This is a genomic window from Methanohalophilus sp. WG1-DM (assembly GCF_004104135.1).
GTDB lineage: Archaea > Halobacteriota > Methanosarcinia > Methanosarcinales > Methanosarcinaceae > Methanohalophilus > Methanohalophilus euhalobius.
Genome location: NZ_RRBA01000014.1, coordinates 1 through 16,073 on the forward strand (window position 1 = coordinate 1; position 16,073 = coordinate 16,073).

General features: G+C 43.1%; 16 protein-coding genes and 2 pseudogenes. 14 read left to right on the forward strand and 4 right to left on the reverse strand.

Annotated features, from left to right (window positions below):
* The first annotated feature begins 452 nt into the window (after positions 1-452).
* The 11 genes from CI957_RS08640 to CI957_RS08685 all read left to right on the forward strand — a co-directional run bounded on the left by CI957_RS08640 (position 453) and on the right by CI957_RS08685 (position 11,207).
* A complete protein-coding gene (locus tag CI957_RS08640; RefSeq protein WP_206631061.1) occupies positions 453-1,070 on the forward strand; it encodes a hypothetical protein in 618 nt (205 codons plus the stop codon).
* Positions 1,071-1,691: 621 nt separating this feature from the next.
* Positions 1,692-3,617, forward strand: coding sequence for a hydantoinase/oxoprolinase N-terminal domain-containing protein (locus CI957_RS08645; RefSeq protein WP_128754654.1), 1,926 nt, complete (start codon positions 1,692-1,694; stop codon positions 3,615-3,617).
* Between the two features lie 47 nt (positions 3,618-3,664).
* Positions 3,665-3,817, forward strand: a complete 153-nt coding sequence (locus CI957_RS10690; protein ID WP_164909078.1) for a hypothetical protein — start codon at positions 3,665-3,667, stop codon at positions 3,815-3,817.
* A 32-nt stretch (positions 3,818-3,849) separates the two neighbouring features.
* Entirely contained in the window at positions 3,850-4,461 is a 612-nt protein-coding gene (locus tag CI957_RS08650) for a methylenetetrahydrofolate reductase C-terminal domain-containing protein (RefSeq protein ID WP_096712108.1), read from the forward strand.
* Between the two features lie 27 nt (positions 4,462-4,488).
* The gene (locus tag CI957_RS08655; protein WP_241646025.1) at positions 4,489-5,406 is read left to right on the forward strand and encodes a methylenetetrahydrofolate reductase; all 918 of its coding nucleotides are present in this window, start codon (positions 4,489-4,491) and stop codon (positions 5,404-5,406) included.
* Positions 5,407-5,423: 17 nt separating this feature from the next.
* A complete protein-coding gene (gene thiC, locus CI957_RS08660; protein WP_128754655.1) occupies positions 5,424-6,668 on the forward strand; it encodes a phosphomethylpyrimidine synthase ThiC in 1,245 nt (414 codons plus the stop codon).
* On the forward strand, positions 6,661-7,449 hold the full coding sequence (gene cofE, locus CI957_RS08665) for a coenzyme F420-0:L-glutamate ligase (protein WP_394342262.1): 789 nt from the start codon (positions 6,661-6,663) through the stop codon (positions 7,447-7,449). Before thiC ends, cofE begins: the two co-directional genes overlap by 8 nt.
* A 132-nt stretch (positions 7,450-7,581) precedes the next feature.
* Entirely contained in the window at positions 7,582-7,851 is a 270-nt protein-coding gene (locus tag CI957_RS08670) for a co-chaperone YbbN (protein WP_096712105.1), read from the forward strand.
* A gap of 104 nt (positions 7,852-7,955) precedes the next feature.
* Complete coding sequence (locus CI957_RS08675) at positions 7,956-8,939, forward strand: MBL fold metallo-hydrolase (protein ID WP_096712156.1); 984 nt, start codon at positions 7,956-7,958, stop codon at positions 8,937-8,939.
* Between the two features lie 84 nt (positions 8,940-9,023).
* On the forward strand, positions 9,024-9,410 hold the full coding sequence (locus CI957_RS08680; RefSeq protein ID WP_096712104.1) for a hypothetical protein: 387 nt from the start codon (positions 9,024-9,026) through the stop codon (positions 9,408-9,410).
* A gap of 30 nt (positions 9,411-9,440) precedes the next feature.
* On the forward strand, positions 9,441-11,207 hold the full coding sequence (locus CI957_RS08685; protein WP_128754656.1) for a ribosome biogenesis/translation initiation ATPase RLI: 1,767 nt from the start codon (positions 9,441-9,443) through the stop codon (positions 11,205-11,207).
* Positions 11,208-11,547: 340 nt separating this feature from the next.
* Here CI957_RS08685 and CI957_RS08695 read toward each other — a convergent pair whose 3' ends face one another.
* Both CI957_RS08695 and CI957_RS08700 read right to left on the reverse strand, forming a co-directional pair.
* Entirely contained in the window at positions 11,548-11,913 is a 366-nt protein-coding gene (locus tag CI957_RS08695; protein ID WP_096712102.1) for a transposase, read from the reverse strand.
* A gap of 141 nt (positions 11,914-12,054) precedes the next feature.
* Positions 12,055-12,294, reverse strand: a pseudogene (locus CI957_RS08700) (hypothetical protein); the annotation flags it as partial.
* Between the two features lie 232 nt (positions 12,295-12,526).
* Here CI957_RS08700 and cbiM point away from each other — a divergent pair.
* From cbiM to CI957_RS08715, 3 genes and pseudogenes are all read left to right on the forward strand, one after another.
* Positions 12,527-13,186, forward strand: coding sequence for a cobalt transporter CbiM (gene cbiM, locus CI957_RS08705; RefSeq protein WP_096712099.1), 660 nt, complete (start codon positions 12,527-12,529; stop codon positions 13,184-13,186).
* Positions 13,183-13,491, forward strand: coding sequence for a PDGLE domain-containing protein (locus CI957_RS08710; RefSeq protein WP_241646034.1), 309 nt, complete (start codon positions 13,183-13,185; stop codon positions 13,489-13,491). Before cbiM ends, CI957_RS08710 begins: the two co-directional genes overlap by 4 nt.
* A 241-nt stretch (positions 13,492-13,732) precedes the next feature.
* Positions 13,733-14,180 (forward strand): annotated as a pseudogene (locus tag CI957_RS08715) (hypothetical protein).
* On the opposite strand, the gene cbiQ reads toward CI957_RS08715, so the two are convergent.
* Complete coding sequence (gene cbiQ / locus CI957_RS08720) at positions 14,139-14,945, reverse strand: cobalt ECF transporter T component CbiQ (protein ID WP_096712098.1); 807 nt, start codon at positions 14,943-14,945, stop codon at positions 14,139-14,141. The pseudogene CI957_RS08715 and the gene cbiQ sit on opposite strands and share 42 nt — an antisense overlap.
* Positions 14,936-15,796, reverse strand: a complete 861-nt coding sequence (locus CI957_RS08725; protein WP_096712097.1) for an energy-coupling factor ABC transporter ATP-binding protein — start codon at positions 15,794-15,796, stop codon at positions 14,936-14,938. Before CI957_RS08725 ends, cbiQ begins: the two co-directional genes overlap by 10 nt.
* Positions 15,797-16,073 lie beyond the last annotated feature (277 nt).

The following is a 16,073-nucleotide window of genomic DNA, read 5'->3' on the forward strand; positions in this document are numbered from 1 at the left end:
TTATTAAAAATGCTTTTTTTGTAATCAACTTCTAAGCCGGATGTCCGGCACGCCTGCTGATTTATGCCATATCTTTCCTGTAAGAAATAGTTCTATCCTTGTATTCAACCGTTCACTTTCAGTTTGATGATATGGTCAGAAATTATTTATTATGTGGCATAGTTAGACATAATGCAACATCATAACGATGTTAGTGGGGTTCAGCAAGTCTTGACGGAATAACTGAAACCCCGTGCCCGGAGGCAGGGTTCGAATTTGTTTTCTGTATGTGATATGTCCTATATTTGGGGGATTATACATTTGGGAAGTTATGTCAAAGAGTAGTTGAGTTGTGGTAAATTGAATGAGGCTGCTGCGCTTTTAGTGAAGGAAATTTAAATACAATTCTATTTATTGAAGAAGTAACACTGTGGTGCATTTGAAGTGGATAGTTGGATTTGGAGAAAGAAAAAATGAAAAGGAAACATGGATTGCCAACATCATCTATTGATAGAATTAAAGAGGAACCCTGGGAGGCATCTCTTTTATTTATGGGATGGATTTGGCTAGGATGGTCAGTTTTAGGAATGACTTTAGTCAACATGTACTTGCCTGAACCGATTATAGATATCTATCACCTGATAGTAGGTGTTATCTACATACTTCCAATGTCCTTGATTGTGTTTAAAGTATTTAAGAGCAGGAATGTTGCTGGTCTGCCTTTGATCGTCTGTTCATGTGTAATTGCGTTTTTGGCAATTATTTCGCACTCAAAGCTCAATTTAGGAGTTGAGAATGAATTTAACTTTTTACAAGGAATTGCATTCATGCTTCTTACATTGCTTCTGGTAGCAATGCCTGTAAGTTTCTACATTTATGCTCGTTCTATCGGATGCAACAATACCAGGAATCTGAAGATAATTTTGTTTTTTTCTGCAATAAATGGTTTAGTGCTTGTTGGAAATGAATTAATTGATCCGCGTGGTATTAATAGCGAACTCATTGCTGTTCTGATGTTATCTTTTTTGTTTGTGATGGGGCCTATGTTGGGGGGATTGTACATCTGGGAAGCTATTTCGAAGAGTAGTTAAGTTATGGTAATTTGAATGAGGAGGCTGTGTTCCTTGTTGAAGAATGCTTGAAGTTGGTACAACTAGATAAACGGATCATATTTTTTCAAATGTTGTTCTAAGTCGATTTCCAGATTCTTATAATATACAAATATTACGCTGTGATCAGAATTCCTATTAAAGCATAAATCAGTATGTTTAAAACTATACCAGTATTTAATTAGTTAAACATATTGCAATAAAAGTATAGGCAAATCTATTCAGAATTTATGAAATAGATGCTATACTCTGGGGCCAATCGAATGGTTTACCGGTCTATAAGCAATATGCTAAATGCTCCCTTGCAGGATTATTACGATCCTGCATATCGTTATTCATGCTACATTTGCCTTGAAATCCCTTCTATTTCATTAATACTGTTGCATACCATGTCTTTTTATACTGGCATTCCCCAAATGATATATATTATATAATCATGATTTTGTATGGATAATGCAAAACCATGTGATACATTGCAAATCGTTCACAACATGTTGTGTACAGGCAGTTTGCGATACAGGATATATTGTTTCCTGTGTATTAATTTGATTATGCTTGCAGCATATAATTTAGAGATGGACTAATTAATTGGAGACAACTATTATGCAATACAGTATGGGAATTGATGCAGGTGGCACATATACGGATTCGGTTATAATCAGGGATTCGGACGGAGCAGTAATCGATTCAAATAAAGCTCTTACCACTTATCCGGACCTTCTTGAAGGAATAAAAAATTCGCTTGACGGATTGGACCAAGAGTACCTTACAAAGGTAAAATTAGTATCTGTCTCCACAACCCTGTCCACGAACACCATTCTGGAAAAAACCGGTTACCCTGTGGCATTGTTGATGATCGGGGATTATTCGATTCCTGAAGGACATTCCATCGACAATTCTGTTGTAATTAAAGGGGGACACGGCTCTTATGGTGAGGAAATAGCCCCTCTGGACGAGCAGGCCATCAGGGATTATGTAACAAAAATGAAGGAGAACGTGTCGGCTTTTGCCATTTCGTCCTATTTTAGTATACGTAACCCAAACCATGAACTGCGGGCAAAAGAGATCGTAAAAGAAATTACCGGAATGCCGGTGATCTGTGGCCATGAGCTGTCCCAGGCATTGGGGGCCTATGAAAGAGGAGTTACTGCTTATCTCAATGCCCAATTGATACCTATAACAAGTCAGTTCATAGAAACAGTTATTGGTGAAATGGAAAGACGTAACATTAATGCTCGTCTTCTGATGCTCAAATGTGATGGTTCAGTTGTGGGTATCGAGGAAGCCAAAGAAAAACCCATTGAATCCATATTTTCAGGACCTGCCGCAAGTCTTGTCGGTGCGTCCTATTTATCGGATTCTCCGACATGTCTTGCTATTGATGTCGGTGGTACCAGTACCGATGTAGCCATGATAAATGACGGGTTGCCCGAGATTACCGACAGGGGCGCAGTAGTGGGAGGCTGGCAGACCAAGGTACAGGCCCTACGCATGGAAACCTCAGCTATGGGGGGAGATAGCCACGTTTGGATCAAAGCCCAGAAGATAAACATTGGTCCCCGCAGGGTCATGCCTCTATGTGTAGCAGCTTCTAAATGGCCATCGATTATTGATAAGCTCAAACTTTCACGTACTCCTTCCAAAATGCAGATGTGTGAGAATATCCAGCCCACCAAATTCTTTGTTAAAACAGGTAAAGAGATTCCAAATATCAGTAAACTTGAAAAGGAAATTCTGGATAATATAGGTGAAGAACCCGTCTCTGTTACCGAGATATTCATCGACAGATTGCCTTCTCCTCTGCTTTTGGACAGGCTGATCCAGAAAAGACTGGTGCAGGCTATCGGCTTTACTCCTACGGATGCATTACATGTACTCGGTGAGTATGATGCCTGGAATGCGGAAGCATCCCGTATAGGTGCAAACACATTGGGCAGGTTGACTTTTCTGGAAAAAAGCAAGTTTTCCAAGACTGTAAAATCCAAATTTGCCCATAATATGGCATTATACATAATGGCCTATCTTCTCCGGAAGGTGGATAAAGAGGAAATTGAGACAATCATTGCAAACCAGAAAGAGTTTTACAGTCATTTCAAAGTAGATGTTCCGGTTATACTTCTGGGTGGGCCTGTAAGTGCTTATGTGAATGAAGTGAATGAATTGCTGGATGCCGACATAATCCTCCCTGAACATGCGGAAGTTGGTAATGCTGTGGGGGCAGTTGTGGGTAAAGGTATCAAACGTGTGGAGATTCTGATTCGTACGATATCCAAGGGAAACAAAGCAGGCATAATGATGTTCTCCCCGCATGGCAGGCAAAAATTCCCAAGTTATCCGGATGCACTTGAAGCAGCTGAAAAACTCGGCAGGGAAATAGTGCTTGAATATATGAAAGAAGCCGGTCTGGATCGCGAAGATGTTAAAGTGGAAGTCAGCAAGCAGGAAATCAAACTCCATGAAGGTAGTGGCTTGCCTGTTGAGACCAAGCTGACATTTGTGGGTATAGGAATGCCGGAGATTGAAAAATAAGGAGATTGGAATGCAATTATCCAAACTCCTTTGCTTTATTGGTATCCATGAATGGAAAAATACCGGAGGCTATTCTGATTTCTCTTCCAGTGTTGCAGAGAAACATTATTTCTGCAGAAGATGCGGAAAACGCAAGAGGAACATCAGCACAAAACAATGATAGTTATGCTAATTTATTCGAATGTATTGGTAAACTTTAATACCATCTTTTCCTTTTGCAGAATGGATACCTATGATAATCTCCTCTTCCAAACCCTTTGAAGAAATCCTGGAAAACCTCGATGATCCCGGCAAGATATTTGTGCTGGGCTGCGGAGTCTGTGCCACCAAGTTACATGTAGGCGGGGAACCTGAAGTTGAGGCTATGTGCCGCAAATTAAGGAATGCGGGAAAAGAAGTAATTGGTGGAGGAGTTGCAAAGGCTGCCTGCAACATTAAATCAAAGGAGAGTTTGCTGGAGAATGATCCTGCAATCGAAAGAGCCGACACCATTATAGTAATGTCCTGTGGCAGCGGTATTTCAGTGGTTTCCTCTCTTGTGGATGTTCCGGTGCATCCTGCAACAAACACCAATTCACTGGGTGGATATTCAGAAGGCCATGTCAGAAAAGACCTGTGTGCCATGTGTGGCAGCTGTATTGCAGATTTTTTTGGCGGTGTCTGCCCGACGGCCCGCTGTCCCAAGGGTCTTATGAATGGTCCCTGCGGCGGTGCAATGCAAGGTAAATGTGAAGTTGACCCTGACAGGGATTGTGCCTGGGAATTGATATACTTAAGGCTCAAAGAGATTGGCCGACTGGACCTGCTGGAGAGGATTTTCGAGCCGAAGGAATATAATGGCTGAGTATTACTATTTCCTTTTCCTGCTTCGATGAGTTTAAAAACCAATGTCACATATTATCCTGCCATGCCCTCTGCCTTCAAGGAAAAATTGCTGTCCGATGAATTTATAGTAACGTCAGAGATATCACCACCCAAAGGTGTGGATGTCTCCTCGGTCTTTGAGGAAGCAGGACTGGTACGGGATTACGTGGACGCTTTTAACGTTACCGATAATCAGCGTGCGGTTATGCGCATGTCTCCGCTGGCAATGGGTCACCTGTTAAAGGAGCAGGGATTGGACATTATTATGCAGTTTACATGCAGGGACCGTAATCGTCTGGCTCTCCAGTCCGACCTGCTCGGGGCTTATGCAATGGGTATGGAAAATGTCTGTATAATGTCCGGGGACTACCCGACAAAGGGTGACAACCCTGGTGCAAAACCGGTGTATGATCTTGATTCGGTACAACTGCTCGGGGCAATGAATCAACTGGAGGATGGCTATGACATTGCAGGCAACCCTCTGGAATCAGCTCCCTCCTTTACAAAAGGTGCAGTCTGCAACACCGAACCCGATCAGCCTCTGCAGCTAATGAAACTTGAAAAGAAAGCACATATGGGAATTGATTTTTTCCAGACCCAGGCTGTCTATGATATCGGACATTTTGAAACATTCATGGAAAATATTTCCCATATGGAGGTGCCGGTGCTTGCGGGGCTTATTCCTCTCAAGTCCGCCCATATGGCCCGTTTCATGAACGAAAAGATACCGGGTATCCGGGTTGATGATGAACTGATAGCACGCATGGAATCCTCGACAGATCCTGCAGAAGAAGGCCTTCTAATATGTGCTGAACAAATTCGTGAATTAAAGAAGGTGTGCAGGGGTATCCATCTTATGCCCATTGGCCATTACGGGCATATCACGGCCCTCTTTGAAATGGCCGGTTTACATGAAAAACACTGACCCTTTTAGGGATTATTATGCTTACACAGATCGATCATGCCAAAAACGGTGAATTGACCGCTGAGATGCAGCAGGTCGCAGTACAGGAAAACATGGATCCTGACATGGTACTATCCCGTGTCGCAAGGGGCAGCCTTGTAATCATGACAAGACAGGGCAATCCTCCGGTTGCCATCGGGGAAGGGGCTACTACCAAAATCAATGTAAATCTTGGCAGTTCCGCTGCGAGCATTGATCCCTCCTCAGAGATTGAAAAAGCCCGGATTGCAGAAAAATACGGTGCCGATACCATAACCGATCTTTCAATGGGGGGAGACATCCCGCAGATTCGTAAAGCAATTATCGAAAACACCACCTTGCCATTGACTACGGTTCCCGTTTACCAGGCAGTTGTGGAATGTGGGCTGAAAAATGTCACTTCAGCTGACATTCTTTCCTATCTCAGATCCCAGGTAGCCGAAGGCATAAGTTCTGTGGTATTGCACTGTGTGGAAAGAGCGATGCTTGAGGAAGTGAAGGGTTCGGGAAGGCTGATGGGAATGGTTTCCAAGGGAGGCTCATTTACCAGTGTCTTCATGTTAGTCAGCGGCTGTGAAAACCCATTTCTTGAAAACTTCGATGAGGTCATGGCAATTCTCCGGGATAAGGATGTGGTGCTGTCTTTGGGTAACACTATGAGAAGCGGCTGTATCCATGACAGGCCGGACCCGGCCCAGCTGATGGAGATGGAAAAAAATGCAGCCCTTGCAAAACGTGCCAATGAGCAAGGCGTGCAGGTAATCATAGAAGGTATGGGTGGCCATGTGGCAGCATCTTCCATTGCTGAATATGTTGAGGCCTATCGTTCCAAATCCCCTCATCCCCTTTTTGTGGCAGGTCCCCTGCCTACGGATATTGCCCTGGGCTATGATCATATCGCAGGGGCTGTAGGGGCAAGTATGGCAAGCGGTGCCGGTGCCGATTATCTTTGTTACATAACTCCTTCCGAACACCTTTCCCTGCCAACCCCGGATCAGGTGAGGGAAGGCCTTGTTGCTTTCAAGATAGCGGCCCATATAGGTGACTCGATGAAATATGGTATGGCAGAAAAAGATCGTCTGCTTGCAAAAAGACGCGCCAGTTTTGATTGGGAAGGGCAGATGGAACTTGCTTTTGATCCGGATCGTCCAAGGGATTTCTGCCCGATGGAGGGGCCTTGTTCAATGTGCGGGGAATACTGTGCCATCCAGATAATGGGGGAATATCTTGCAGAAGGTGAATAAATCCCCTTCAATGCAGCTTATTGGTGTCAGGACTCCCCTAATAAATTCCGGGGACAATGTTGTAGATGTACTTTCAAAAGTTTTTGCAGAACAATCCCTCACTCTGGAAAATGGTGACGTGGTAGTGCTGGCCGAATCTGCGGTTGCTACAGCTGAAGGAAGGGTAGTAAATCTTTCAGACATAAGTCCCACACAACAGGCACTGAAACTGGCCCACCGCTACAGCCTCGATCCGCGGGAAATGGAATTGGTGTTGCAGGAATGTGATGAAGTATTCGGGGGAGTGCCCGGTGCCGCATTGACTATAACTAAAGGAAATCTTTCTCCCAATGCAGGAATTGATGGTTCCAATGCCCCGGCAGGCCATGTTGTCCTGCTTCCAGAAGATGCCGATAAAAGTGCTTCAGTTATAAGGAAAGGACTCAGGGATAAATTTGGATGTGATATAGGTGTAATTGTGGGTGACAGTCGTACCCAGCCCCTGCGACTGGGATGTGTGGGTGTGGCGCTTGGTACCTCCGGAATAATTCCGGTCGAGGATGCCCGGGGAGAGAGTGACCTGTTTGGAAATATCCTTCATATCACTCATAAGGCTGTGGCTGATAATATTATGTCTGCCTGCCAGCTTGTAATGGGTGAGGGTGGAGAAAGTGTACCCTGCGTAATTGTGAGGAATGCACCTGTAATGTTGGTGGATGAAGATGTGCCTATGCCTCTCTTTTCCAGGGAAGAATGTATGTATTATAGCAATATTCGTATGAACGGTACATCGAAACCCTGATTCTTGCACCAGCAAATTTATATAGGATAAAAACATGATTTTGTATGGTTGGTGCAACACCGTGCAACCCACGGTAAAGCATTTCAAAGATACTGTTGTAGATATATATGGTAATATTCAAGGTGATATCGGATGAGTAATGTTGTATTATATGATTTCAGCGCCACCTGGTGTGGCCCATGCAAGATGCAGAAACCAATTCTTGAGAACCTGGAGAAGGAACTCGGCGACAAGGTCGATATTAAGGAAGTTGATGTGGACCAGAGTCCGGATCTTGCCGGGAAATATGGAATTCATGCGGTACCTACCCTAATCATCGAAAAAGATGGTTCGGAAATTAAAAGGTATACCGGTGTAACCAGTGCCGATATACTGAGTGCTGAACTGAATAAATTGTTCTGATACATTCTCCTTTTCTTTTATCTTCTTTTTTCGGAAATGGTAAATAAGTTGTAATCCTTTCCTGTCCTGAGGTATTACAAGTGCAGCGTTTGGTCAGGATGGGTATGATGCCGTATAGGCAAAAAAACGCCCGTGGAAGTTTCAAGCCCCATCTGGCTGTAAAGTTCAGAAGTGAAGAAGGGAATTTGCGTTCTTTTTTTATTGATTCTACAAGGGTTGCGGCAAAATATCCGCAGCCAGACGCTTATTTGATAACCCATGCCCATTCTGACCATCATGGAAGTTCAGCAATGCTTTCTGAGTGCTCAATATGCACGGAAAAAACCATGAATGCCCTGGAGGTACGGCATAGTCGTAACTTTAAAGGCAATTTGACAGGGGAAAATGGGCTTATTGAGCATAGGGGAGTAAAAATCCAGACCTATCCAACCCATCACACCGATGGTTCTGTGGCCTTTGGGTGGGAAAATGAAAATGGGATGCGTATTCTTGCAACAGGTGATGTGAAGGATGCCTCAAATCTTCCCTCTTGTGATGTACTCATAACCGAGGCAAATTATGGAGATCCTGCTGACCTTTCCTGTTATTTTGAGGATGACCTGGAAGGATTATATGCGGCTCTTGAATCTCCCCAGGATGTAGCATTTGGCGCGTATCCCTTCGGGAAGGCGCAAAGAGTTGTCAGACTGATCAGGCAATCAGGTTATGAAGGGCCAATAGGGATGGATGATAAGTCGCAGGAACTTACACAAAACCTGCTTGAGGATGCAGGTGAACTTGTTTCAATGGGTGCAGGAGCTGGAGTCAATGTTGTTTCTCCGGGCAAACTCGAAGAACTTCCCCTTTATATGTCCAAATACATGATTACAGGACGCCGGGACCATAGGTTTCCTTCCATTAATATCAGCGACCACCTGGATGCTTCAGGCCTGGAAAAAATGGTTCTGGATATCGATCCTGAATTTGTGGTTGTTTATCATCCCGGGGGACATCGTCCCTCTAGATTTGCTTGTCATCTGAATTCATTGGGTTATGATGCCGTTTGCCTTGCGGATATCAATAATGTTGTCAGCAATGAATTTATGTAATAGGTGATCACCTATGAATAAACGTTTATATAGGTTATTGTGTTGTATGTTCATTTATAATATTCATTCAGGAGAAGATGCCCCTTGAAAAATAAAGCAAATAAATCAAAAAAGGAAAATAAGCCTGCTGAAGGGGAAAAGGCTTCTGCTGCAGAAGTGGCCACAGCTACGAAGGTCATGACCCCCGAGGAGAAGAGAGCAGCTCATGTTGAGGGTATCGTGAAGACTGCAGTTGCTGCTTTTATAGGAATTTTCGCAGGTATCATAGCATTCAACGTACTGGGAATAGGAGCGGACACAAAATGGTATGCTATCCTTGTAATTGTTGCAATACTTGCCTATTACGCCCAGCGCCTGATTTACCCAAAGATCAATATCGATACCAAGGAATTTGGTATGAAAGATTGGTTTTACGTAGAGTTCATAGTTATTGATTTTTGCCTTGTCACATGGACATTACTTTTGAACTGATATCCACTCTTGTCTGGCAGGTATTTTGATATGCGAATTGCAGTACTGAATAAAGATAGATGTCAGCCCAGAAGATGCAGTCACGAATGTGAGAAATATTGTCCCCGGGTCAGAACAGGCGATGAAACCATCATTTTTGGAGAAGACGGGAAACCCATTATTTCAGAAGAAATGTGTGTGGGTTGTGGTATATGCGTCAATAAATGCCCCTTTGATGCCATTATGATCATTGGCCTGCCCGAGGAACTGGATAAACCAATCCATCGCTATGGTACCAATGGCTTTGCACTCTATGGCCTGCCTTCAGTTGAAACCGGCAGGGTAACCGGTATTCTGGGGCCCAATGGTATCGGTAAAAGTACCTGTGTGCAGATTCTTTCAGGAAACATGATCCCCAATTTTGGTGGTGAGGAAGGAAGCTGGGATGAGGTGCTTGAATATTATTCAGGAACCTCTATGTATGAATATTTCAGCAAGGTTGCAGAAGGCACTATAAAAGTTTCCCAGAAACCCCAGAATGTGGATATGATCCCCAAAGCTTTCAAGGGCAAAACCCGTGAACTGCTTGAAAATACAGATGAATGCGGCAGGCTGGATGATCTTGTGAATAAACTCGGTTTATCTCATATAATGGATCGCAATATCGGGGACTTGAGCGGAGGGGAACTCCAGAGAGTAGCGATTGCTGCCTGTGCTGCCAAAGATGCCGATTTCTACTTTTTTGATGAGATCAGTCCCTATCTTGACATTTACCAGCGTATAAAAGTGTCCCAGTTAATTCAGGAAATTTCACAGGACAAGGCCGTACTTGTTGTAGAACACGATCTGGCAATTCTGGACATGCTCTCTGATGTGGTACATGTTGCTTACGGTATGCCTTCCGGCTATGGTGTGATTACCCACCCCAAAGGAGTGCGTATCGCAATCAATCAATATCTTAAGGGCTATCTTCCCGAGGAAAATGTACGTATCAGGCCGGAGAGTATCACTTTTGAGGTCCATCCCCCAAGAGCTGAAACGGAAGTTGGCACACTTGTGGAATATGAGGGCTTTTCCAAGAACTATGATAAGTTTAGCCTCAAAGCAGCTGGAGGTTCTCTTAAAAACGGTGAAGTGCTCGGTGTTGTGGGTCCCAATGGAATTGGTAAGTCCACTTTCGTAAAGGTTCTTGCTGGCGAGGAAGAACCGGATGGTGAAGAGATGGATTTTGACATATCCATTTCCTATAAGCCCCAGTATATCGTGGTTGACCAGAATCTACCGGTTAAGTATTTCCTCAGGGGAATCTCCTCAAAGGTCGATACCAGTTACTATGAGGCCGAGATTGCCAAACCACTCCAGCTTGAAAGACTCTATGACCGCATGCTGACAGACCTCAGTGGTGGTGAACTACAGAGGGTTGCAATAGCAGCCTGTTTGACCAGGAATGCAGACATGTATATTCTGGATGAACCCAGTGCTCATCTTGATGTAGAGCAGCGTTCCCAGGCCACCAGGACCATCAAGCGTTTTGCCGAGAACAATAAGAAAACCGCCATGGTTGTAGATCATGATATTTACATGATCGATATGCTAAGTGAAAGGTTGATTGTGTTTGAAGGTGAGCCGGCTGTATATGGTGAAGCTCATTCCCCGACCGGCATGCAGAAAGGAATGAATAAATTCCTCTCCAATCTGGACATAACTTTCCGCCGCGATGAAGACACATCCCGACCCAGGGTCAATAAAAAGGATTCACATCTGGACAGGTTGCAAAAATCCAGAGGCGAATATTATTATTACAATCTGGATGAATGAGTGCAATTTTTCATGAGTGATGATTGTAGTTATTCAGACATTCGTTTACGTCCCTGTGGGTATGTTCATGAATGTGCAGGTGGACATGTCCTTGCCACTTTCTATCGTTTTTGTTAATTCGTCAACTGCTTCATTGATTCTTAAGGGCAATTTCTTGCAGTCATATCCAAAACATGTGAGTACCTGGAAGAGCTTGAATACATCGGGTGCCTCCAGATTGTTATCCCTGAGTAATTGCCAGTCTGAAAATATTTCGCGAGGCGTACCTTCGGCAATTATTTCCCGATTTGTAACTATTCAGCCTAGCTCGTTTCCACCACGCTGACTTCTCTATCTGCGCTCAATTCTGCAATAATGGAATAAGTGGAATCCCATAGAATATTTCACTGATCGAGTCTATAACAGATACAGATTTCTTGTTGACAGCAGAAACGTAACCCCTAAGGCGGCAGAAATTCCTTGTACCCTTTTCGCTACGGAAAGTACCTGATATCTTCTGCTGTACTTTCGTCATCCTGATGTCTCTTTCCTCCTGATTGTTATCAAAGGGAACGTTTGGGTAGTACATAATCTGCATGATATCTTCCTTGTATCCTATAAACCGATCCAGCAAATTCTTTACCGTGGTTTGCTTTTTAGGTCCTTGTTTTCCAGACTGAACATTTGATTCAAGGTCTGGAGGATTTTCACTTATCCCAAAACAAATGACGTGACCCTAATCTTCACTTAACCTTTGATTTGACTCCGGATCTAAAAGACCATTATTAACATGATGTTTGATGCACATCAACAGATCTGGCATTATCTTTGGCCATTGTTGATCACTATTTTCAGAAGCTCCACTCCCTCAATAGATGCGCATTTCATAATGAATGCTTCCAATCGTATTTGTTGTAAGGTTTCCAGAAATTATGAGTTGCAACACTAGTGTGACCTGGTAGAATACCCATGTGTTCATTGCATCTGAACCTCTCTTTTTATGTGGGAAATAATATTTCAGTTTGTTCGTCCCCGCCACATGGAGCCAATCACGAGTTGCATTAATCCTCATCCCAGTTTCATCCAGATTGATCACAGGAGATTGTTTAAGGTATTGTTCATTTTGTTTTCAAAACCTTCAAGTTTTGCAAAGCAACTGCGTTCTGTGTTCATTATTGTCGCAGGACTTATTCTGCATCCTAAAATATCAGAGAACAATACGGTAGCAGGCTTAATCTATCCCATAAATATATATGACACTATTTCCATTCATGTAAGTGTTACGAATGAGAACAAATTTCATATTGAATTTTGTTCAATTAACAAAAAGAGGAATTAAAATGCATATACCAGATTCATTTATGCCTTTAAGTCAGGCAATGATTTATTGGGTCATTGCCCTCCCATTTATTTTTATGTCCGTCAAATGGGCTCGAAAAGAACTTGATGACACAAAAGTACCTATACTGGCAGCTCTTGCAGCTGGTATTTTTGCAATACAGGCTCTAAATATTCCAATCGGCATGGGTACCAGTGGTCATATGATCGGGGCAGCTCTTGTGGCTATTATCTTCGGAAGCCCCTTTGCAGGTGTACTTGTACTCACACTTGTCCTGCTTGTGCAGGGTTTTGTATTTGCTGACGGTGGTATCACTGTAATGGGCGCAAATATCCTTAACATGGGCGTAATTTCTGGATTTCTGGGCTATTACACATTTGTCGCTCTCAGGAAAAGCAAGCTCAGTATAACAATTTCCGCCTTCATCGGTGCATGGCTTGGTCTATTCGTATCTGCCCTTGCCTGTGCTGTTGAAATGTACATTGCAGGAACCTTCCCGCTTGCTGCAGGACTTACAGCAATGGGTCTGTATCATCTGATAATAGGGTTCGTAGGCGAAGGTCTTATCACTGCCATAGTGATAACAGCAATCCAGAAATCAAGGCCGGATCTTCTTGATAACTCCTTTCTGAGTGCAGAGTCAGGAGGTGTGACAGCATGAGTGAGATCATGTCAGAAAACAACATGAAGTTCCTTTACGCAGGTATTGCCATTGCATTGCTAATATCCGTCCTTGCACCTTTTATTGCATCTCAGGACCCTGATGGTCTTGAGAGTGCATCCTATGATGTAATTGATGAAGTAAAGATGGCCGCCATGGAAGAAATGGATCCGGTCTTCGAGTCACCAGTGCCTGATTACGCGATTGAAGGCCATGGTAAGACGGGTGAAGTGGTAGCTATCGTCTCTGGCACTCTCATGATGTTGGTCATTGCTTTTGTCATCGGAAAATTAGTAAAGAAATGATCCTCTGCCTTTAAGCGTTGCGTTTGGTGTGGAGTATTTATACCTTCTTTTAATTTTTTGCATCTCTGTAGAAACCCTTTCTTCTAATTTCCACTAATAATTACTTTTATAAGAACAATTCCCAATGTGATTTTAGCCATAAAAACACAAAGGTGATGAATGTATTTTGTTCCAGATTGGAAATCTGGAATTCCCATTAAATCTGTGATTTGATGGCATGTCAAGCGATTAATTAAACTTTATTGATACAGCTTGTCTGTAGCTGTATATCTCATCTTCCAATCCACAGTTGTAAGTATCCCAAACGAAAATATACTCAACATCAGTTAATGACACTGGTATTGATCAAAGAGTACACAGGTAAGAACTATAGAGATGTTGTTAACCTTGTTGAGTTAGTTAAACTTGTTGAATTAATGGTATATCGTCGAAAGATGAGAGATGAATTTGATGAAAATATATACCATTATAGAAACCTGGCAGAGACGATGTTTTCTGTTTTGGAAAGGAAGTATAGAGAAGAATTGAGGACAAGGAAATACAGAAATCAGGTCAAAGAAGTTAAGTTCAAGTTCTTATTCCATAATATAGGTCGGGCAATCTCTGTTTCAGTAATTATTCAAATGAGTTTTTCTACAGAGCCTTTTTTACATAACAGCAGAAAATATCAAAATTACGGTTGTTGCTAAGAAAAAGAAAACATCCTTGAATCTTAATTTGTTACTGTGCATATAGATGTTGGCAGTATCATTCCCGTAACCCCTGCATAACATGCTGATGTACGTTCGCTCCCCCTGTTCATAGGAGCGGATGAACAAAGAACTGATTGTATATCCCACCTGCTCAAGTATCCATCTGCGCGGTGCATTTTTGTTCCATATGTCAAAAAGGCGGGTCTGTTGGGCTGTCCTGATGCGCTTGAGCATTATCCAGAATACGAAGAGATACCTTACCATCATTGTCAGCAGAAGCGTGAATTCCCTGGGAATTCCAAGGCGCCTTGCGGATACGACCATTTCGTTCATCTTCATTGTGGAGGAAAGAAGTACGATGGCTGTCACACAGACTGTGTATTTTGCAAGAAGTGTCAATCCGAAGTATGTGCCTTCATAGGTCATTGTGATGCCAAGCGGGAGCTCTGTATATACTGTGAACGTATCAATGAAAGGTTGTCTCACAAAGGGTTGAATCAGGACTATTGACAGTCCAAATGGCAGCACTGCAAGGAATCTGACCAGCACGTAGAAAAGATTCAGTCTTGCTAGCAGTATCAGGATGATAAGGTACAATTCAATTATTGCAAGGCGAATGAAATTGCTGTCATCTATGCGCGGAAGGCTTACTGCAAAGACTATTATTGCAATTGTCACAAGTATCTCGACCCTGCCGTCAAGGCCGTGAACGGGACTGTTCTTGTAGGATTCTCTCTCGATATCGGTAAGCGTTATCTGCATTTTCCTGCCTGCATTCCCAGAAGACGAAGTATTTCATCCCTTGCATCGTGTGGTGTTATCTTTATATCCACCTCGATTCCACTCTCCAGCAGCAGCTCGAAGACCTCTGCGATTCTGGGCATCCTCAGGTGTGCATGTTCCAGTATCTCATGTTTTTTGAATATCTCTCTGGCGGTTCCCTCTGCTTCAATCCTTCCATGGTGGATAACATAGACCCTGTCAGCAAATAGAGGTACGATATCAACGTCATGGGTTGAAAGTATTACAGTTATTCCCATATCTTTGTTCATTTTCTCTATCACACTGATTACCTTATTGGCGGTCAGCGGATCCAGTCCCGCAGTGGGTTCATCAAGTACTACTACCTGCGGTCGCATGGCCAATATACCGGCGATTGCCACAAGTTTTTTCTGCCCTCCGCTCAGGTGATGAGGTGAGCGTTCTTCAAAACCTGACATGTGTACAAGTTCAAGGGCTTCGGAGACTCTGCTCTCAACCTCCTTGATGGGAAGTCCCATGTTCATTGGTCCAAAAGCAACATCCTGCTCGACAGTAGGTGCCAGTATCTGATCATTGGGGTCCTGGAATACGATCCCCACGGTCTGTCTCACTTCTTTTATGTTCTTCCTGGAGATCTTCTGTCCATTGACAATAACCTGGCCTGAACTTGGTTTGAGTATGCCGTTCAGATGTTTGAAAAGTGTTGACTTTCCTGCACCATTCGCTCCGAGGAGTGCTATCTTCTCTCCGGGGTATATCCTCAGGTTTACATTGTCAAGAGCTCTTGTTTTGCTGTTTGCGTAGAAATATGAGGTTTCTTTAAGCTCTATCAAAGGGCTATCACTTGTCATGTTGATCGATCACTGTGCTTCTTACGGGAAAATGAGATACTTTTCAGGATGGAATTTTTGGTTCTACATAAGGACGCTGTTATAAATAGTTGTTTAGTATTACCTATTTCACCGTTTATCATATTCATTTATTGTGTCTGTGATCTGTTGGTCAGTCCGGAGTTAAGAATATACTATCTTTACGAATCCCAATAAGAAGTCAGAGGCACGAAAATACATCTAGTAACAGGACAACACATAATAAATTGATGTTCAAAAACTCCGCACATACATTACG